Annotated in this window: 14 protein-coding genes; 3 read left to right on the plus strand and 11 right to left on the minus strand. The window is 73.0% G+C overall.

Features of this window, described 5'->3' with window-relative positions; all coding sequences use genetic code 11:
- From ACZ4SA_RS35850 to ACZ4SA_RS35890, 9 genes are all read right to left on the minus strand, one after another.
- On the minus strand, positions 1-2,138 hold a 2,138-nt coding region (locus tag ACZ4SA_RS35850), incomplete at its 3' end, for a homocysteine S-methyltransferase family protein (protein WP_468282660.1).
- Positions 2,135-3,121 (minus strand): carbohydrate kinase family protein, encoded by a 987-nt coding sequence (locus ACZ4SA_RS35855; protein WP_468282663.1) that lies wholly within the window; start codon positions 3,119-3,121, stop codon positions 2,135-2,137. The genes ACZ4SA_RS35855 and ACZ4SA_RS35850, both read right to left, overlap by 4 nt.
- Positions 3,122-3,151: 30 nt before the next feature.
- Complete coding sequence (gene metK / locus ACZ4SA_RS35860; protein WP_468282666.1) at positions 3,152-4,360, minus strand: methionine adenosyltransferase; 1,209 nt, start codon at positions 4,358-4,360, stop codon at positions 3,152-3,154.
- A gap of 32 nt (positions 4,361-4,392) precedes the next feature.
- Complete coding sequence (locus ACZ4SA_RS35865) at positions 4,393-5,223, minus strand: LLM class flavin-dependent oxidoreductase (protein ID WP_468282669.1); 831 nt, start codon at positions 5,221-5,223, stop codon at positions 4,393-4,395.
- The gene (locus ACZ4SA_RS35870) at positions 5,220-6,488 is read right to left on the minus strand and encodes an LLM class flavin-dependent oxidoreductase (RefSeq protein ID WP_468282671.1); all 1,269 of its coding nucleotides are present in this window, start codon (positions 6,486-6,488) and stop codon (positions 5,220-5,222) included. Before ACZ4SA_RS35870 ends, ACZ4SA_RS35865 begins: the two co-directional genes overlap by 4 nt.
- A gap of 18 nt (positions 6,489-6,506) precedes the next feature.
- Complete coding sequence (locus ACZ4SA_RS35875; RefSeq protein ID WP_468282674.1) at positions 6,507-14,207, minus strand: amino acid adenylation domain-containing protein; 7,701 nt, start codon at positions 14,205-14,207, stop codon at positions 6,507-6,509.
- Positions 14,208-14,623: 416 nt separating this feature from the next.
- Entirely contained in the window at positions 14,624-15,478 is an 855-nt protein-coding gene (locus ACZ4SA_RS35880) for a helix-turn-helix domain-containing protein (RefSeq protein ID WP_468282677.1), read from the minus strand.
- Positions 15,479-15,505: 27 nt separating this feature from the next.
- On the minus strand, positions 15,506-16,033 hold the full coding sequence (locus ACZ4SA_RS35885) for a DUF6879 family protein (RefSeq protein ID WP_468282680.1): 528 nt from the start codon (positions 16,031-16,033) through the stop codon (positions 15,506-15,508).
- Positions 16,005-16,265, minus strand: coding sequence for a hypothetical protein (locus ACZ4SA_RS35890; protein WP_468282683.1), 261 nt, complete (start codon positions 16,263-16,265; stop codon positions 16,005-16,007). The genes ACZ4SA_RS35885 and ACZ4SA_RS35890 overlap by 29 nt, the downstream gene beginning before the upstream one ends.
- A gap of 361 nt (positions 16,266-16,626) precedes the next feature.
- On the opposite strand from ACZ4SA_RS35890, the gene ACZ4SA_RS35895 reads away from it, so the two are divergent.
- The 3 genes from ACZ4SA_RS35895 to ACZ4SA_RS35905 all read left to right on the plus strand — a co-directional run bounded on the left by ACZ4SA_RS35895 (position 16,627) and on the right by ACZ4SA_RS35905 (position 17,860).
- Complete coding sequence (locus ACZ4SA_RS35895; RefSeq protein WP_468282686.1) at positions 16,627-16,827, plus strand: hypothetical protein; 201 nt, start codon at positions 16,627-16,629, stop codon at positions 16,825-16,827.
- A gap of 137 nt (positions 16,828-16,964) precedes the next feature.
- Complete coding sequence (locus ACZ4SA_RS35900) at positions 16,965-17,414, plus strand: glycine-rich domain-containing protein (protein ID WP_468282689.1); 450 nt, start codon at positions 16,965-16,967, stop codon at positions 17,412-17,414.
- A gap of 68 nt (positions 17,415-17,482) precedes the next feature.
- A complete protein-coding gene (locus ACZ4SA_RS35905; protein ID WP_468282692.1) occupies positions 17,483-17,860 on the plus strand; it encodes a hypothetical protein in 378 nt (125 codons plus the stop codon).
- 544 nt (positions 17,861-18,404) lie between these two features.
- Here the strand turns inward: ACZ4SA_RS35905 and ACZ4SA_RS35910 are convergent.
- Both ACZ4SA_RS35910 and ACZ4SA_RS35915 read right to left on the minus strand, forming a co-directional pair.
- The gene (locus ACZ4SA_RS35910; RefSeq protein WP_468282695.1) at positions 18,405-18,620 is read right to left on the minus strand and encodes a DUF397 domain-containing protein; all 216 of its coding nucleotides are present in this window, start codon (positions 18,618-18,620) and stop codon (positions 18,405-18,407) included.
- Positions 18,617-19,233 (minus strand): DUF5753 domain-containing protein (locus ACZ4SA_RS35915; RefSeq protein ID WP_468282698.1); only part of this gene is annotated, 617 nt, incomplete at its 5' end. The genes ACZ4SA_RS35915 and ACZ4SA_RS35910, both read right to left, overlap by 4 nt.

A 19,233-nucleotide genomic window follows, 5' to 3' on the forward strand; every position in this document is an offset into this window, starting at 1 on the left:
AGATACGCGACGGCGATCTTCATCACCTCGGCGGACTGCAGCACGAACGGCAGCTGCATCTGCCCGGAGCCGAACAGCTCGCCGACGACCTTCATGCCCGCCAGCAGGGTGTTGTTGACGATGGCGAGGGCCGGCGTGTCCTTCAGGGCGTCGTCGAGGTCGGCCTCCAGGCCGTTCTTCTCGCCGTCGATGATGCGCCGCTGCAGCCGCTCGTCCAGTGGCAGCGCGGCCAGTTCCTCGGCCTTGCCGGCCTTCAGGGAGGTGGTGGTGGCGCCCTCGAAGAGCTCCATGAGCTTCTGCAGGGGGTCGTAGCCCTCGGCGCGGCGGTCGTGGATGAGGTCGCGGGCGACCGTGACCTGTTCCTCGTCGAACCGTGCGATGGGAAGGATCTTGGAGGCGTGGACGATCGCCGAGTCGAGGCCGGCCTTGACGCACTCGTCGAGGAAGACGGAGTTGAGCAGGACGCGGGCGGCGGGGTTGAGGCCGAAGGAGATGTTGGACAGGCCCAGGGTGGTCTGGACGTCGGGGTGGCGGCGCTTGAGTTCGCGGATGGCTTCGATGGTGTTGAGGCCGTCCTTGCGGGACTCTTCCTGGCCGGTGCAGATGGTGAAGGTGAGCGTGTCGATGAGGATGTCCGACTCGTGGATGCCCCAGTTGCCGGTCAGGTCGTCGATGAGGCGCTCGGCGACGGCGACCTTGTGCTCCACCGAGCGGGCCTGGCCCTCCTCGTCGATGGTGAGGGCGATCAGCGCGGCGCCGTGCTCCTTGGCGAGCGCGGTGACCTTCGCGAACCGCGACTCCGGTCCGTTGCCGTCCTCGTAGTTGACCGAGTTGATGACCGCGCGGCCGCCCAGCTTCTCCAACCCGGCCTGGAGGACGGGGAGTTCGGTGGAGTCCAGCACGATCGGCAGGGTCGAGGCGGTCGCGAAGCGTCCGGCCAGCTCGGCCATGTCCGCGACGCCGTCGCGGCCGACGTAGTCGACGCACAGGTCGAGCATGTGGGCGCCCTCGCGGATCTGGTCGCGGGCCATCTCCACGCAGTCGTCCCAGCGGCCCTCGAGCATGGCCTCGCGGAACTTCTTCGACCCGTTCGCGTTCGTCCGCTCACCGATCGCCATGTACGCGGTGTCCTGACGGAACGGCACCGTCTGGTAGAGGGAGGCGGCTCCCGGCTCGGGGCGCGGGTCGCGGGCCGGCGGGGTCAGATCACGGACGCGTTCGACGATGCGGCGCAGGTGCTCCGGGGTGGTGCCGCAGCAGCCGCCGACCAGGGACAGTCCGTAGTCGGCGACGAACTGCTCCTGTGCGTCGGCGAGTTCGGCGGGGGTCAGGGGGTAGTGGGCGCCGTCCTTGCCGAGGACGGGCAGCCCGGCGTTGGGCATGCAGGAGATCGGGACGCGGGAGTGGCGGGCGAGGTGGCGCAGGTGCTCGCTCATCTCGGCCGGTCCGGTGGCGCAGTTGAGGCCGATCATGTCGATGCCGAGCGGCTCGAGCGCGGTGAGCGCGGCGCCGATCTCCGAACCCAGCAGCATGGTGCCGGTCGTCTCGACCGTCACCGAGCAGATCAGCGGCGGGCGGCTGCCGGTGGCGTCCATGGCGCGGCGGGCGCCGATGATCGCGGCCTTGGTCTGCAGCAGGTCCTGCGTGGTCTCCACCAGCAGGGCGTCCGCGCCGCCGGCGATGAGGCCTTCGGCGTTCGCCTGGTAGGCGTCGCGCAGCAGGGTGTAGGGGGCGTGGCCGAGGGTGGGGAGCTTGGTGCCGGGGCCCATGGAGCCCAGTACCCAGCGCTGCTGCCCGGTGGAGGCGGTGAACTCGTCGGCCACCTCGCGGGCGATCCGGGTGCCCGCCTCGGACAGTTCGTGGACCCGCTCGGGGATGTCGTACTCCCCCAGCGCGGCGTGGTTGGCGCCGAAGGTGTTCGTCTCCACGCAGTCGACGCCGACCTCGAAGTACGCCTCGTGGACGGAGCGGACGATGTCGGGCCGGGTGACGTTGAGGATCTCGTTGCAGCCCTCGAGGTCCTGGAAGTCCTCGAGGGTGGGGTCCTGGGCCTGGAGCATGGTGCCCATCGCCCCGTCGGCCACCACCACCCGGGTGGCGAGCGCCTGGCGCAGGGCGTCGATACGGGTGGTGGTCATGGCCGCTCCCCCAGTCCGGACGCGAGCAGGAGCGCGGCGGCGGTGCCGTAGGCGCGCTCGGCGGCGGCCAGCAGCTGCTCGGGGTCGGTCCGGTAGGACTGGGAGCCGACCGCGCCGAGGGCCTGGGCCGCCACGACGCAGCCCAGGCGCGCGGCGCCGGTGAGGTCCAGGCCGCGGCCGACGGCGGCCAGGAACCCGGCCCGGAAGGCGTCGCCGACGCCGGTCGGGTCGACGGCGGGGGCGTCGGGGACGGCCGGGACGGTCAGCGGTGCGTGGCCGGCGCGGTCGATGCGTACGCCCGCGCCGCCGAGGGTGGTGATCCAGGCGCCGACCTTGGCGAGGACGTCGGCCTGTTCCCAGCCGGTGCGCTCCAGCAGCAGGGCTGCCTCGTACTCGTTGGTGAACAGCCAGCGGGCGCCGTCGACGAGGTCGCGTACCTCGGAGCCCTCGAGGCGGGCGAGCTGCTGGGAGGGGTCGGCGGCGAAGGGCAGGCCCAGTTCGCGGCACTCGCCGGTGTGGCGCAGCATCGCGGCCGGGTCGTTGGGGCAGACGAGGACGAGGTCGGGGCGGGCCGCGCTGCCGGTGGTCAGGTGCCACAGGTCGATGTCGCGGGCTTCTTGCATGGCGCCCGCGTAGAACGAGGCGATCTGGTTGGCGTCCTGGTCGGTGATGCACATGAACCGGGCGGTCTGGTGCTCGGTGGAGACCAGGACCGGGCCGGTGTCGACGCCGTGTTCCTTGAGCCACACCTCGTATTCGGCGAAGTCGCCGCCCACGGCGCCGACCAGCAGGGGGGTGAGGCCGAGGCTGCCGAGGCCGAAGGCGACGTTGGCCGCCACTCCGCCCCGGCGCACCTCGAGTGCGTCGACCAGGAAGGAGAGCGAGACATGAGCGAGCTGGTCGGGGATCAGCTGATCCGCGAACCGGCCGGGGAAGACCATCAGATGGTCGGTGGCGATGGAACCGGTGACAGCGATGCGCACGTCAGGATCTCCTCACAGGTCCGGCGGCCCTCAGAGGCCGGCTGCGGCCTTGAGCCGGTGGGCGCGGTCGGTCCGCTCCCAAGTGAAGTCGGGCAGTTCGCGGCCGAAGTGGCCGTAGGCGGCGGTGGCGGCGTAGATGGGCCGCAGCAGGTCCAGGTCGCGGATGATCGCGGCCGGCCGCAGGTCGAAGACCTCGCTGATGGCTTTCTCGATGCGGTCCTGGGCGACGGTGCCGGTGCCGAACGTCTCGACGAACAGGCCGACCGGCTCGGCCTTGCCGATCGCGTAGGCGACCTGCACCTCGCAGCGCTCGGCGAGGCCGGCGGCGACCACGTTCTTGGCGACCCAGCGCATCGCGTAGGCGGCGGACCGGTCGACCTTGGACGGGTCCTTGCCGGAGAACGCGCCGCCGCCGTGGCGGGCCATGCCGCCGTACGTGTCGATGATGATCTTGCGGCCGGTGAGGCCGGCGTCGCCCATCGGGCCGCCGATCTCGAAACGGCCGGTCGGGTTGACCAGGAGACGGTAGTTGTCCGTCTCGAGCTTGATGCCGTCCCCGGCGAGTGCGGCCAGGACGTGTTCGACGACGTGCTCGCGGATGTCGGGGGTCAGCAGCGAGCCGAGGTCGATGTCGGCGGCGTGCTGGGAGGAGACGACGACGGTGTCGAGCCGGACCGGGCGGCTGCCCTGGTACTCGATGGTGACCTGGGTCTTGCCGTCGGGGCGCAGGTAGGGGACGGTGCCGTCCTTGCGGACCTCGGTCAGCCGGCGCGAGAGGCGGTGGGCCAGCTCGATGGGCAGCGGCATCAGGGACGGGGTCTCGTTGGTGGCGTAGCCGAACATCAGACCCTGGTCGCCGGCGCCCTGCTGGTCGAGCTCGTCCTCCTCGCCCTCCACGCGCTTCTCGTAGGCAGTGTCGACGCCCTGCGCGATGTCCGGGGACTGGGCGCCGATCGACACCGACACGCCGCACGACTCGCCGTCGAAGCCCTTGGCCGACGAGTCGTAGCCGATGCCCAGGATCGTGTCGCGCACCAGCTGGGCGACGGGTGCGTACGCCTTGGTGGTGACCTCGCCGGCGATGTGCACCTGGCCGGTGGTGATCAGCGTCTCCACCGCCACCCGCGAGGTGGGGTCCTCGCGCAGCAGGGCGTCGAGGATGGTGTCGCTGATCTGGTCGGCGATCTTGTCGGGGTGGCCCTCGGTCACGGACTCCGAGGTGAACAGACGACGGGACATGACTCTCCAAGAAGCAGCGGGCGGACGGGGCGTCAGACGGTGGTGAGGACGTGGCGGCTCTCGGGGCGGGCCAGGCCGAGGCGTTCGCGCAGGGTGGCGGCCGGGGCGCGGTCCGGGCGGCCGGGCCGGGCGGCGAGCGCGGCCAGGACCGGGTCGTCGGAGCCGGTGAGCGCCACGGTGAAGCCGTCCGCGGGGCTGTCGGCGGGCAGTTCGGCGGCCGGGCGGGGCAGCGGCAGGAGGACCTTGGCGTGCGGTGCCTGCTGCTTCACCAAGGCGGCGTCGGCCGCCTCGTCGAGCAGGACGAGGTCGGCGGCCGCGGCGAGGGCGGGGCCGGTGACGGCGACGACGGGGTGGCCCTGCGGCGGGCGGGCGACGTTGAGGGGGCCGGCGACGTCGAAGTGCCGGCCCTGGTGGTCGAGTTGGTGGACTGCGGGCAGCCGCCAGTACAGGCCGTCGGCGCGGTCGTGGACGAAGGCGTCGTCGTCGAAGCTGTCCCACAGGCCGCGTACGACGTCGATCAGTTCGCCGGTGCGGCCCTCGGGGTCGGTGGCGTCCGTGGCCGCGAGCCAGCCGGTGCGGCCGTGGGCGAGGTGATCGAGCGAGGCGGTGATCCGGGCCACGTGGTAGGGCGCCTGGTCGGCCGGGAGCGGGGCGGTGATCAGCCCGATCGTGTCGGTGACGGCGGCCAGCGCAGCGGTCAGCGTCGTCGTCTCGAACCGGCCCCGCGCACCGGCGGCGCGGTCGTCGATCAGGACGGCGTCGAATCCGGCGGCCTCCGCGGCGCGCACGGCGCGGATGAGCATGCCGAGGGAGGCGGCGGAGCCGCGGGTGTCGAGGGTGGCGACGAGGATGGGGGCGGTCATGCCGCTGCACCTGCCTTCTGTGGTACGTCGATGCCGAGGTTGGCCCGCAGGGTGGTGCCCTCGTAGGAGGAGCGGTACAGGCCGCGGCGCTGCAGCTCGGGCACCACGTGGTCGACGAAGTCGTCGGCTGAGCCGGGCAGATACGGGAAGTCGATGTTGAAGCCGTCGGCACCGCGGCCGGTGAACCAGCTCTCCATGTGGTCGGCGAGCTGCTCGGGCGTGCCGATGACGATGTCGCCCATCAGCCGCAGGGCGAGCTCGCGGATGCTGAGGTTCTCGCGCCGGGCCAGGCCGATCAGCCGCTCGGTCGTCGACTGGGACTGGTTGGTGTACGGGATGTCGGGCACCGGCCCGTCGATCGGGTACTCGCTCAGGTCGACGTCGCCGAGGTGGTCCTGAAGGGTGCGCAGGGCGACGTGGTCGTGGGTGAGGTCCTGCAGTTCCTGCAGGCGCTGCTTCGCCTCGGCCTCTGTGGCGGCGACGATCGGCGCGAGGGTGGGCCACACGAGGACCTTGTCGGGGTCGCGGCCGTGCGCCGCGACGCGTGCCTTGAGGTCGCCGTAGAAGTCCCGGGCGTCGGAGAGCCGGTTGTGCCGGGTGAAGATCACCTCGGCGTGGCGGGCGGCGAACTCCCGCCCCACGGGCGAGGATCCGGCCTGGATGATGACGGGGCGGCCCTGCGGGGGGCGGGCGATGTCGAGCGGGCCGGGCACCTCGAAGTGGCTGCCGCGGTGCTCGATGCGGCGGCCTTCGCTGTCCCACAGCTGCTTGACGACGTCGATGAACTCCTCGGCCCGCTCGTAGCGCTTGCCGTGCTCCAGATGCTCGGGGAAGCCGAAGTTGGCGGACTCCCAGGGCGCGGCGGAGGTGACCACGTTCCAGCCGGCGCGGCCGCCGCTGAGGTGGTCGAGCGAGGCGAACCGGCGGGCGATGTGGGCCGGTTCGTTGTAGGTGGTGGTGGCGGTGGCGCACAGTCCGATGTGCTCGGTGACGGCCGCGTAGGCGGCGAGCAGCGTGAGCGGTTCGAAGTGCTCGGTGCGTGAGGTGCGGCACAGGGAGTCGAGGCGGGTGCCCCACACGGCGACGATGTCCGCGATGAACACGGCGTCGAACAGGCCGCGTTCGAGGGTCTGGGCGTTGTTCTTGTGGAAGTCGAAGTCGAGCTGGGCGTCCGCCTTGGTCGCCGGGTGGCGCCAGGCGGCCACATGGCCGCCGGGTCCGTCGATGATGCCGGCGAGGGTGATGCGCCGGCGGGGTGTGGTCATGGTGGTTGTCTCCTCGGTTCAGTTCTTGACGGCGGACGCCAGGATCCGGGCGAGGCTGCGCACGTTGTCGCCGGTCAGCATGGTCACGTGGTTGCCGGGCACGACCCGGATGGCGAGGTCTTCGACGTGGTCCTCCCAGCCGAGGCCGGGACGGCCGTGGAACCGGTCGCTCTCGTCGTAGTCGGTGCCCTTGCCGAATCCGGTGTCCCCCGCGCGCAGCACGACGACGGGACCGGGATAGGGGCGGGGCCGGTAGCGCTGGACGGACTCGACGCTGTCGCGCATGAGGGCGACCGGGTCGCCGCCGCCGTCGCCGCGCATCCACTCGGCGATCTGGGCGATCTCCGCCAAGTAGGCGGCGGAGCCGCCGGGTTCGCCGGCCGGGCCGGAGGCGGGCGTGACCTCGGCATCGGCATCGGCGGTGGTGTCGGTGGTGGCGGCGTCGGTGGCGGTGGAGGCGGGCTGCGGCGCGGTACGGCCTTCGGCGACCGACCGCAGCTGGTTCGCGAACGACCCGTCCGCCTCCGCGTCGGTCAGCTCGCCGTCCGGCGCGCCCGCGTCGACCATCACCACGAGCGGCGGCGTGCCGCCGTCCGCGGCGATGCGCTGGGCGATCTCGTAGGCGATGACGCCGCCGCCCGAGAAGCCGCCGAGCACGATCCGCTCGCCCGCCTCCAGCGCGGGCCGCAGCGCGGTCACATAGTGCTCGGCCAGCTGCTCGGTGGAACGGTACTCGGGGTGCGGGTCGTCCACGCGCGGGTCGCGGATGCCGACCAGCGCCTCGGGGCCCGGGTAGCCGGCCGCGAGCTGCGCGTAGCAGGCGACCTGGCCGCCCGGCGGGTGGACGAGGTGGATCGTGCCCGCGCCGGCCCGCCGGGCGGGCCGCAGCGGCACGAGCACCGAAGCGGCGCCGTCGGCCGCCTCGCTCGTGTCCGGGGCCTCGGCGAGGAGCCGGGCGAGCTGGCCGGCGCGGGGGTGGGCGAGCAGCTCGTCCAGGCGCAGGGTCCGGCCGGTGCGCAGGCTGATCTCGCGCAGCAGCCGCATGGCCAGCAGGGAGTGGCCGCCGGCTTCGAAGAAGTGCTCGCCGGGGTCGACGTCGGTGGTGCCGAAGACGGCCTCCCAGGCCGCCTTGACCAGGTCGGCCTCCGGTCCCTGCGGCCAGCAGACGTCCTCGCCGGTGTCGGCCGGCTGCTCGGAGCGCTCGGCCATGCGCGGCAGGTCGGCGTCGGTGACGCCGGCCAGGACATCGGCGACGGTGGTGGTCTCGTCGGCGGTTCCGGGCAGTTCGCGCAGCAGCCGGGCGCACTGGGTGACCAGCTTGTCGGCGTCGGCGTCGGCGATCCGGCCGCGGTCGTGGACGGCCGCGAGGACGAGTGAGCCGTCGACGTCGCGGTAGGCGAGCAGGGTGACCGGGAACGCGGTCTGCGAGCCGGCCGCGTCGGGCAGTTCGACGCGGATGCCCTGGGCGGCGAGCGCGGACTCCAGATCGCCGGAGGAGCGGGGGTAGTTCTCGAAGACGATGAGGCTCTCGACGAGTTTCTCGCCCGCCCTGCGGCCGCTCCACTCGTGGATCTGGCCCGTCGACACCCATTCGTAGGCGGCCATGTCCAGGGCCTGGTCGCGCAGTTCGGTCAGCAGCCGGGGCAGGCTGTGGGCGGGGTCGACCTGGATGGTCATGGGCAGCGAGTTCATCAGCAGCCCCGGCAGGCGTTCGACCGCGTCGAGGGCGATGCCGCGGCCGGAGACGGTCACGCCGAAGCCCACCGGCGCGGGGCCGCTGGTGCCGCCCGCCCGGTACAGCAGCAGCGCCCACACGGCCTGCAGGGCACTGGACTCGGTCGCGGCGCGGGCCGCGGCCCAGGCGCGCAGCCGGTCGGCCTCCGCGGCGCTCAGCCGGCACTCGGCGCGGCCCGCACCGCTCTGGCCGGTCGCCGGGCCCGGGATCGCGGGCTGGACGACGGGGGCCGCGGCGGGGACGGCGTCGGACCAGAACTCCCGTGCGGGGGCGGTGTCCTGAGCGGCCAGCCAGCGCGAGTAGTCGCGCACGTCGGGGCGCCGCTCGCCGCCGGGCAGGACACCGCCGGCGAGGTAGGCCCGGTAGAACTCCTGGAGCAGGATGGACACGCTCCAGCCGTCCAGCAGCACATGGTGGAAGGTGAGCAGGATCCGCACCGCCGGGGGCTCGCCGCCGCTGTCGGGCGCCGGGTCGTCGACGAGGGTGATCCGCAGCAGGCCGGGGGTGCGCAGGTCGAAGCCGCGCAGCCGGTCGCTCTCCATCAGCGCCTCGAAGTCGGCGGACGCGGCGGAGCGGGCGGTGTGCCGGGTGACCTCGGGGGTGACGTGGTCGTGCAGGACCAGGCAGGGCTCGTCCTGCCAGTCGAACGCGGCGCGCAGCACCGTCTCGCGGTCGAACACGGCCTGCCAGGCGGCAGTGAACCGGGCGGTGTCCAGGGGGCCGTGCCAGCGCCAGAACAGCTGTTCCACATAGCGGCCGGTGCCGCGGTGGGCGAGCGCGTCGAGAAGCAGGCCGTGCTGCTGGGGGGTGACCGGCACGGTCTCGGGGCCGTCGCCGTGGTCGTTGCCTTCGGCGGTGCGCGGGCCGGTCACGGCCGCCGGGGCGGCGGCCGGCGCGCGGGGGGCGCGGGCGGGCGCTGCGGCGCCGGGAGCGGTGATCTCGGCCGCGGTCACCGCTCGCGGGTCGGTGCCCGCGAGCGTGGCCAGCACCCAGCTCATCTGGTCGACGAGCGCGTCGACGCCGGCCTCGTCCACGCCGTCGGCCGGGCTCGGCACCCAGGTCAGACCCATGCGCAGCCGGCCGCCGTGCACGATGCCGTACACCTCGATGCCGTACACCCGCTCGCAGCGGGCGGAGTGCTCGCGCGGGATGGGGCGGCCCGACATGCGGAAACCGCCGTTCGGGCTCAACTGGTCGGCCTGGCCGTAGTAGTTGAAGCACACCAGGGCGGGCGGCAGATCGCGCAGCAGCGTCCGCAGCCCGGCGTCCGGGGAGAACTCGCGGCACGCCCCGAAGCCGACACCGCCGTCCGGTACGGCGGTCAGCGCCGCGCCGATCTGCGCCAGGTACTGCTCGGGGTGCACGGAGCGGTCGCCGCCCAGGACGACGGGGTGGATGGAGGTGAACCAGCCGACGGTACGGAACAGTTCGTCCCGGCCGTGCCGGCCGTGGGTCTCCACGTCGAACGTCACGGCCCGCGTGCCGCGCCAGCGGGCGAGGGCCTGCGCGAACGCGCCGGTCATCACCTGGTGGACCTGCAGGCCCAGTTGGCGCGGCAGGGGGCCGATGAGACGGGCGGTCGCCTCCTCGTCGAGGGCGAACTCGACGCGGCGGATGTGCTCCTCGTCCGGCGCGGGCGTGGTCAGCAGCAGGGTCTGCGCCTCGGCGCGGGCGGCGGCGAGAGTACGCCAGTAGCCGGCCTCGCCGGGCCGGGCGGCGACGGCGGGCAGCGAGGCGATCCAGTCCTCGTAGCGGCACGCCTCGTCGGGCAGCGCGGGCAGGGCGCCGTCGGTGAGCGAGGCCAGGGCGTGCTCGAGGTCCTCCAGCAGGATCCGCCACGACACGCCGTCCACGACGAGATGGTGGATGGCGATCAGCAGGTGGGTGGGGGCGGTCGCCGACCGCCGGTCGTGGGCGAGCAGGGCGCGGACGTGCACGCCGCGCAGCGGGTCGAGGCTGCGCTCGACGTCCTCCATCGCCTGGTCGAGCTCCGGCTCGCTGGTGATGTCCCGCTCCCACAGGACCTCACGCGCCGGATACGCGGCGAACGGCGCGGCCCGGACCATGAGCCGGCCCTCGGAGTCGTCGTCGAACCTGGCGGACAGGGCGGGGTGGGCGGCGACGACGGCCTGCAGGGCCAGCCGCAGGACGGTGGCGTCCACGGAGCCGTTGAGCTCCAGCAGCACGGACTGGTTCCACTGGTGCGGGTCGGTCCTGATGTGCCGGAAGAACCAGGACTGTACGGGGGCGAGCGGCGACACCGCCGTTGCGGGCGCGGCGGCCCGCGGTTCGTCGTCGCCCGCGCCGGGCTGTGTCTCCGGCTGCGGCGGGGCGCCGTCGTCGAGGTGGGCGGCAAGGTCGGCCAGGACGGGGTTGCGGTAGATGTCACGCATGGCGAGCGTGAACCCGGCACGGCGCAGCCGGGAGACGAGCTGCATGGCGAGGATGGAGTCACCGCCGGCCTCGAAGAACTGCGCCTGATCGCCGTGGTCCCCGAGCAACTCGGCCCACACGCTCCGCACGACCTCCAGCACCCGCGACGCGGTGGCGGGGGCGGCGGACGCCGCGGCGGAGGCGGGCCCGGCAGGGCCGGCAGGCGCGGGCGTGGCGGGCCCGGCGTCAGCCGGATGGGCGGCAACGCCGCCCGGCGCGGCAGGGGGCGACGGCTCCCCCGCTGTCGCAGGCGCCGTAGCGGCACCGAAGACGGGGACGACTCCTTGCAGGCCGGTGGCTGCGGCAGGGCCGTCAGGCCCGTACCCGGCAGCCGGGGTCGCCGGTGGGGCGGCGGCGGAGCTCGCCGCAGCGCCGCCGGAGGCGGGCCCGGGCGTGGCCGGCCCGGCGCCAGCCAGGGCGGCAACGCCGCCCGGCGCGGCAGGGGTCGACGGCTCCCCCGCTGTCGCAGGCGCCGTAGCGGCACCGGCCGAGCTCGGCGCGGCGGGGGTCGGCTGCTGCGCCGCAGCACCGTCGGACGCGGACGCACCCGCAGCGGGAGCCGCAGCGCCGGCGGGGCGCGGCGACGCGCCCGCCGGCGCCGGGGCGGACGCGGCGGCCGTCAGGCGGGCGAGGGTCTGGCGGTCGGTTTTGCCGTTGGCCAGGAGGGGGATGCGCGGGACGCGGTGCAGGTGGGCGGGGATCATGTGGGACGGGAGCAGCGGCTTCAGGGCGTTGCGGACCGTCGTCGCTTCGGTCGCCGGGGCCACCACGTGGGCCACGATCTGGAGGCTGCCGTGGGCGTGGCGGGCGGCCTGGACCGTGGCGTCCTCGACGCCTTCGAGGGAGATCAGCGCGGCCCGGACCTCGCCGAGTTCGACGCGGTTGCCGTTGATCTTCACCTGGTCGTCGAGTCGGCCCAGGTGGGTCAGCGCGCCGCCGGGGAGCAGCCGGACCAGGTCGCCGGTGCGGTAGAGCGTGTCGGCGCGGCCGCCGAGGTCGAGTGTGCGGTAGCGGTCGGCGGTGCGTTCCGCGTCGCCGACGTAGCCGTCGGAGACGGTGCCGCCGCCGATCCACAGTTCGCCCGGCGCGCCCGGCGGCACAGGGCGCTGGTGTTCGTCCAGGACGTGGCAGCGGATGTTGTCGAAGGGCACGCCGATGGGGACCTCGGCCCGCCTCGTCCAGAAGGCGTCGTCGCCGCGCGCCCAGGAGAAGACGGTGGAGTACGAGGTCTCGGTGGGGCCGTACGCGTTGTGCAGCCGTGCGGGGTGGGCGGCCTCGAAGGCGGTGCGCAGCTCGTTGGGGAGGGACTCCCCCGTCGACACGACGGTGCGCAGGGTGCGGTTGGCGGGGAAGCCGTCGGCCTCCAGCAGCAGCCGCAGCTGGGAGGGGACGGCGTGCAGCAGGGTGACGCCGTGGCGTTGCAGGGTGTCGGCGAGCAGGTCGGGGTCGCGTTCCGCGTCGGGCGGTGCGACGACGAGGCGGGCCCCGGCGACGAGCGCGACGAGCATCTCGTGGGCGCTGACGTCGAAGGTGAACGGCGCCTTGAGGAGCATCGTGTCGTCGGGTCCGATGCCGAAGTGCCGGATCGCGGCGAGGACGTCGGTGACCAGGGCGCGGTGGCTGAGCTGCACGCCCTTGGGCATGCCGGTGGAGCCGGAGGTGTAGAGGATGTGCAGGGCGCTGTCCGCGGTCGGCCCGCCCGCCGGGGGCGTGGCGGCGGGGGCGGCGGCGAGGTCGCCGATCAGGACGGTGTCGGGGCCGGGGTCCTTCGGGCAGGCCACGGCGGTCGAGGCGTCCACGACGGCCAGCCGCATGCCGCTGCCGGCGGCGATGTGGCGGCGGCGCGCCTCCGGGTGCGCGGCGTCCAGCGGGACGTACGCGGCGCCGGTGCGCAAGGCGGCGAGCATCACCGCGACGGCCTCGTCGGTGCGCGGCAGGATGATGCCCACCCGGTCGCCGGGGCGCACGCCGCGGGCCGCCAGCCCGGCGGCGTAGGCGTCGATGCGGGTGCCGAGGTCACGGTAGGTCCAGCGGGAGTCGCCGAACTCGACGGCGACGGCCTCCGGCCGTTCCTCGACGCGGGCGCGCAGCAGGCTGTCGATGTCGGTGTCGGGGATGGGGTGGTCGGTGGCGCCCAGGTAGTCGAGGGTGGCGCGGGCGCGCGGCCCGAGCCCGTCGAGCGCGGCGACGGGGGCGTCCGGTTCGCGGACCAGCTGCCCGGCGAGGGTGGTGACGTGTTCGGTGAACGCCTCCGCGGTGGCGGCCTCGATGCGGGAGGCGTCGTACTTGAGGCGTCCGCGCAGCCGGCCCTCGCCCTCGTACAGCTCCAGGGTGAGCAGCCCGAGCCCCGGGGTGGGCACGTCCTGGCGCCAGTGGGCGCGCAGCCCGCCGCGCAGGTCGACGCCGTCGGTGGCGGCGGCGGTCGCGTCGGCCCAGCTGTGCAGGACGAACGTGCAGTTGAACGGGGCGCCGGAGCCGGCCTGGGGGGCCAGTTTGGCGATCTTGGGGAACGGCAGCCGTGAGTGGTCGACGGCGCGGGCGAGTTCCCTTTGCACGCCGGTGACGAACGCGGCGGCGCTCAGGCCGTCCTGGCCGGGGGCGCGGACCAGCAGCGTGCGGACGAAGTGTCCGACGGTGCGGTCGAAGCGGGGGTCGGTGCGGGCGCCCAGCGGCACGCCGACGGTCGGCGCGGCCTGCCGGCCGTAGGTGGCCAGGGCCTTGAGGTAGGCGGCGAGCAGCACGGCGGCGGCACCGGCGCGGTGGGCGCGGGAGAACTCGGTGATCTGCGTCCACAGTTCGCGGTCCAGCTCGAGGGGGACGACCGCCTCCTGCGGGGCGCTGTCGTCGGCCGGTCCCTGGCCGCCGGGGACGTCGAGGGGGAAGTCGACGGTCAGGTCGGCGCCCTCGAGGCGCTCGCGCCAGTACGCCTTTGCGGCGGCGGTGTCCTTGTCCGCCTCGCGGGCGCGCTCGCCCACGTAGGTGCCGAAGGCGGCCGGCGCCGGGCCGGGGATGTCGCCGTGCTCGTAGGCGGTGAGGAGGTCGGCGAGGAGCAGGCCGGTGGACTCGCCGTCGACGACGAGGTGGTGGACGACGAGCAGCAGCGTGTGGTGCTCGGGGCCGTGGCCGACGAGGACGGCGCGCAGCACCCCGTCGCGTTCCAGGTCGAGTTCCTGGCGGGCGTCGGCGAGCAGGGACCCGGCGGGCCAGTCACCGCCGGCGGCGCCCGCGGTGCGCCGCTCCAGGCGGGGGGTGCGGGCCGGGTCGACGTCGAGGAAGGGCGGCCCGTCGCCGTGGTCGTCGTCGGCCACCCGCGCGGACAGCAGCGGGTGGCGGGCGACGAGCCGGCCGAGAGCCGTCTCGAGGGCGGCGGCGTCCAGTGGACCGCGCAGGTCGAGGGCGAGCGGCACGTTGTACGGGGAGGCGGCCGGGTCGGCGCGGTGCTGCAGCAGCAGCCCCAGCTGCTCCTCGGTGAGCGGTATGCGGCGTGCCTCGTCCGCCCCTGGGCCGGCGGTCGCGAAGTGATGCGCGCCTGGGGTCTGGAGCTTGGTCATCGGGTGTCTCCTGAATCGGATCCGAAGGCTTGCCGCGGGCTGACCTCGGCCCGGCGGTCTGCACCGTCCGGGCACGAGCGTGGCGGGGTGCGCCGACGTGCCGCTGACGCCGGGCTGACGGGGCGTCCGGTCCGGGCGGGCAGGGGTGGCGGCCTGTGCGGCAGGGGTGGACTGCGCGGCAACCCCGGGCGCGCTGACGGGTCGCTCGGACCCACCGGACCACGGCCCGGCCGGGACCCTGGCAAGAAGGGAGATCCGGGCGCGGACGTTGTGGGCGAAACCGGAGCAGCGGGCGAGGCCCGTGCCGATGGCGCTTGCGGAGCCCGGGACCCGCCGGCCACCCGATGCCAGTGCCCCTGAACGGCCGCGCCCCCCTCCTGCCACACTGCGGACAGGGCGCATTCGTGCGTCCGAGGTCAGCTCAGGGTGTCGATCGCCTGCACGATCAGGGCACGCGCAGTGGCACCGTACACGGCCATGTCGCGCAGTTCCTCGAAGGCCTTCAAGTACAGCGCGATCTCCGACGGCTGGGTGATCCGCACGCCGGCCGAAAGGAGCTCCACCGAGACCAGGTTGTCGTCGTAGACGTGGAACGTCTCCAAGGGCCAATGCCGGCGTTCGCGGGTCTCCTCGGGCAGGATGCCCAGCGATACCGCCGGCAGCGCCCCGGCGCTGAGCAGGTGCCCGAGCTGGGCGGCCATCGCGTCCGCGTCGCCGAGCCGGTACCGCAGGACGGCCTCCTCGATGAGGAAGACGAATCGCCGGCCGGGTTCGTGGATGATGCGGGATCGTTCGACCCGCGCCGTAGCGGCCTCGGCGCCGTCGTTGACGGGCACGTCACGGAAGTCCGCGATGCGGCTGAGCAGTGCCGCCGCATATCCCTCGGTCTGCAGGAGCCCCGGAACCATGGTCGATGAGTAGACGCGGAACAGTCCGGTGCTACGGAAGAACTGGACGGAGCTGTCCTGCAGTTGCTTCATGCCGGAGCGGACCTGATGGCGCCACTCGCTGTACATCGACTCGGCGTTCAGTGACCGGGCCACCAGGTCGTCTGCACGGACGTCGGCCTCACAGGCCCGGCACCACGCGCGGATGTCGTTGGCCGAGGGCGCGGTGCGGGCATTCTCGATGCGGGATGTCTTCGCGTGGTGCCATCCACACCGTGTGGCCAGCTCGACGACTGTGAGGCCGCTGCCCCGCCGGAGGTCCCGCAGGCGTGCCGCGACGGACTCGCGGGCGGCCTGGGCCGAGGACGACGGGGAGATGGTCATGAACTGGCCTGTCCGGTGCTTCCTTTGTCAGCGGATCTTGTACTGGTCGTGCGGGGTGGCTTGTTCCCACACCGCCTCGAACGCCTCGGCGCACAGCTTGGCCGCGGCCGGGTCGTTGGTGATCTCTCCGCCACCGGAGGATCCGTTTCCGGCGAAGTGGTTCCAGTGGACCCACTGCTCGTCGAACAGCCAGAAGTCGTTCCCGGGCAGGGCGATGGCCGAGGCCTGCCGACGGGGAAGCCACCGCACCTGTTCCCCGGCGGCGACGTTGGTGAACGTGCCGTCGTAGAGGAACCGGGTGTACTCACTGACCGGCTCGGACACGATCCGCGCCCGACGCACGACAACGCCACGCTCGACGGTTTCGGCGATGAGGTCCAGCCACGGCCGCCACCAGGAGTCCCGGTCGGCGGGGTCGTGCCGGAAACCGGACCGCCAGTCGGCAAACGGGCCCTTCTCGTAGTCGACTGCGTAGCTGTCCCGCATCTCCAGGTGGAGGGCGAACCGGGTGCACGACGCGATCAGGTCATCGAATGTCCGCTCGCTCGATGGCATCGCACGCCTCCCTGATCATGTGGATCATCCTTGCCGGGATGCGGATCACGGCCTCGCCGGCCGGGATCCCTTGCGCATGTCCGGGCACCTCGAACGCTGCGCACTCAGCTTCGAGTTCCGGGCCCGGCTTCCAACCCTGGAAGACGAGCTCTCTCTTGTCCTGGTCGACCCACACGGTCGGGCTCTCTCGGTCGCCGGTGTTGGGGTCGATCCCGATGAACTGTAACGACATGGCTGCCTCCTGCGGCGAGTTGTGCAGCTGTGTGCAACACAGTCGGGCAGGAAGCTCGCCCGGTCAAGAGTGCAAAGCAGCCATGGTGCTGCACTGGAATGAATATGCGCACAGATCTGCACATGGCTCGCGTGCACGCACGTGGCGTCTCTACGTTCCCGGTCATGGACGCACACGCCTGCCCCGCGCGGACTGCCGACAAGGGACGATCTGGCTGGTGCCACTGGCACAACGGCCCGTCCGAAGCCGCAATCCAAGTCAGGCTCGTCGAGCGCCAGTCCGGGCCACCGCTTCCGCTGTACGCCTGCGCTCAGTGCCACAAGCAGCGCGACCTCGCCGCCGCGATCGGGCGGGTGGAGGCATGACCGCTCCGCCCCTCGGTCGCTCAGACTGCCGGCACAAGGACATCCCGACAGCCGCTGCGTTGTCATGGGAGGCATACGCCGGGCGGGCCTGCTTCGCCTGCGGCCGACGGCTCACCCGCGGCGCCGTCCACGTCGGACGCGCCGTCGGCCGGCAGGGCGCCCACGTCCTCGACATCGACGTCTATGCATGCCCATGAGCTGGGCCTGAACTCCCGTCCCGGCCGAACTCCCTGGCAGGGCCGCGGCCGGGGCGGAACGGGCTCCCGCGCGGGAGCCCAGCGCACGACGGCGCGCGGGTAGGCCGCGCGCCGAGCACGCACCCAAGGAGCATCGCATGACCGCGATCGCCACAGAACTCCGTCACGGCCGCCGACTGGTCGACGCCGGCCTCTTCGACCGCCTGGTCCGCTTCGTCGTCCAGGAGGAGAGGGTCACGACCGAGCGCGCCGAGCGCGTGATGGACCAGGCTCTCGCGTTCCTCCACATGTCCGCCCACCGCAACGAGGGCCTGTCCCCCTCGCAGTCCGTCGACCCGGGCTGGCACGCCTTCATGCTCCACACCCGCGAGTACGCGGACTGGTGCCAGGCCCAGTTCGGCCGCTTCATCCACCACAACCCGTTCCCGGAGCCGCAGCTCTTCGACGGCGCGCAGATGCGGGCCACCGTGGCCGCCATCGAAAAGGCCGGCTTCGTCGTCGACCACGAACTGTGGGGGACGGCCTCGAACTGCAACCCGCCGGCCTGCTGCGGCGACGGCGGTGGATGCGGAGGCGGCGGCAGCTGATCCGCACTTCGTGCGCGGCCGTCCACCCGGCGGCCGCGCCCCTCGCCCTTCCCGAGAACGGAGCAGCCGTGGCCGCCGAGACTCTCTCCGCCGTCAGCCGCGTCACCGTCTTCCCGCTCCACGGCCTGATGGCCGCCTACACCACACAGTCCAGCGACCACCGCGGCCTGGGAGACATCGCCATCGTCGCAGTCCTCGAACCGGAGAACGCCATGGGCGAGCACCTGTGGCGCCTGGCGGCGTCCATGTACTCCAACCCGCCCACCGGCCAGACGCAGGCCCGGTGGATCCTCACCCAGTGCACCCGGGCACGGATGTGCCGCGCACCGTCCCACCGCGACCTGCCGGACGCCAAGTGGACCGCGGAACTGGACCGCACGTTCCACCTGGACGCCCTCTTCGCCAACCACGACATCATCCGCACCGGCCGACTCGACATCGCATAGGCCCTGCCCCCGGCCGTCCCGGCCGGATCTGCGTCCCCGTCGCAGGCCGACCGGGGCGCTTTCGGGAACGGCCGGCTCCGCGGCGGGCGAAGCCCCGGGGCGCGGGGCAGGCCCTTGCGAGCCCCGCCCGGGCGGCGTCGCTGATGTCACGGGCTGGGGCAGGGCGGCCTGGTCCCGTTCGTCCTCGCGGCACACGAGGGCCGGCGCAACACCCGGCTGCTCAGGGCGGCTTGCCTCCCGTACGAGAGCGGTCTCGGAGACTTCCTGACGAAAAGCCTCGCCGAGTCGGCGGTCCGCGCGGCCTCACCGAACCCGGGGCCCGCGCCACGATCGCCCCGCGGCCGTCTCAGCTTCGGCCGCGGCCTGCGCTGACGCCCGCCCTGCTCAAGCGCGCGGAAGGGGTGCCCCCAGGAGGGACACCCCTTCCGATCAGCCGCTAAGCCGATCCGCACGTGGTGTGTGTTGTACCTGCGCCGGTACACGACCTGAAGTCTCAGTCAGCAGCTCGTGGTGGACGGGGTCGTGACGTTCGGCTGCGGGCGGCCTATACGTCGGCGTTGCTGGCGATCTCGACCAGCCCGGTCCACCCTTCGAGAGAGAGCATCATCACCGGGCCGTCGGGGTTCTTGCTGTCCCGCACGGGGACCACTCGGTGAGCTTTCGCGAAAGCCGGTGACCACTCGACGCACTGTCCGCCCTCGGGCCCGCTGTACGACGACCGGACCCACTCCATGGCCATCGGGTCGATTCCGTCACTCATGTTGTGTGCTCCTTGAACATGTCCTTCATGCGGGCGACCGAAGCATCGGGAGACAGAGCATCGGCCCGCAACCGATCGTAGGTCTCCTGGGCGGCAGCCACGATCTTGGCTGTCTCGTACGGGCGTCCCCCCTGCGGTCCCTCCGTGTGGAGCACGGTAGGCGCGTCCTGGAACGCCAGCAACGTAAAAGCCGCGCCTGTGGCGGGTGCCCCTGCCGCGAAGGGGAGGAGTTGCAGCGTGACATGGGGCGACTCGGCTTCACTGATCAGGTGCTCAAGCTGCCGTGCCATGATGCCCGGTCCTCCCACCTCGGTCCGAAGGCACGCCTCGTGGAGCACGACCCACAGCAGCGGGGGTGATTCCCGTTCCATGACCTCGTGACGCCGTATCCGGGCTGAGACCCTGCTCTCCATCACCGCTGTCCCCTCCCGGGGGCTACCGGCACGGAAGACGGCGCGCGCGTACTCCTCCGTCTGCAACATGCCCATGATGAACAAGGTCGAGTAGTCGAGGATCTGAGCCTCGATCCACCGCGTAGCGGCCGAGCTGTGGATGGAGAAACAGGAAGAGGTGCCCGCTGACCTGGGATGATGGGAGTTCCTACGCTTCCATC

It is taken from the genome of Streptomyces sp. NPDC027962 (assembly GCF_055566095.1).

Coding starts and splice junctions, on each gene's coding strand:
- metK (WP_468282666.1), bottom strand. CDS start 4,360: ATGTCCCGTCGTCTGTTCACCTCGGAGTCCGTGACCGAGGGCCACCCC.
- ACZ4SA_RS35865 (WP_468282669.1), bottom strand. CDS start 5,223: ATGACCGCCCCCATCCTCGTCGCCACCCTCGACACCCGCGGCTCCGCC.
- ACZ4SA_RS35870 (WP_468282671.1), bottom strand. CDS start 6,488: ATGACCACACCCCGCCGGCGCATCACCCTCGCCGGCATCATCGACGGA.
- ACZ4SA_RS35875 (WP_468282674.1), bottom strand. CDS start 14,207: ATGACCAAGCTCCAGACCCCAGGCGCGCATCACTTCGCGACCGCCGGC.
- ACZ4SA_RS35880 (WP_468282677.1), bottom strand. CDS start 15,478: ATGACCATCTCCCCGTCGTCCTCGGCCCAGGCCGCCCGCGAGTCCGTC.
- ACZ4SA_RS35885 (WP_468282680.1), bottom strand. CDS start 16,033: ATGCCATCGAGCGAGCGGACATTCGATGACCTGATCGCGTCGTGCACC.
- ACZ4SA_RS35890 (WP_468282683.1), bottom strand. CDS start 16,265: ATGTCGTTACAGTTCATCGGGATCGACCCCAACACCGGCGACCGAGAG.
- ACZ4SA_RS35895 (WP_468282686.1), top strand. CDS start 16,627: ATGACCGCTCCGCCCCTCGGTCGCTCAGACTGCCGGCACAAGGACATC.
- ACZ4SA_RS35900 (WP_468282689.1), top strand. CDS start 16,965: ATGACCGCGATCGCCACAGAACTCCGTCACGGCCGCCGACTGGTCGAC.
- ACZ4SA_RS35910 (WP_468282695.1), bottom strand. CDS start 18,620: ATGAGTGACGGAATCGACCCGATGGCCATGGAGTGGGTCCGGTCGTCG.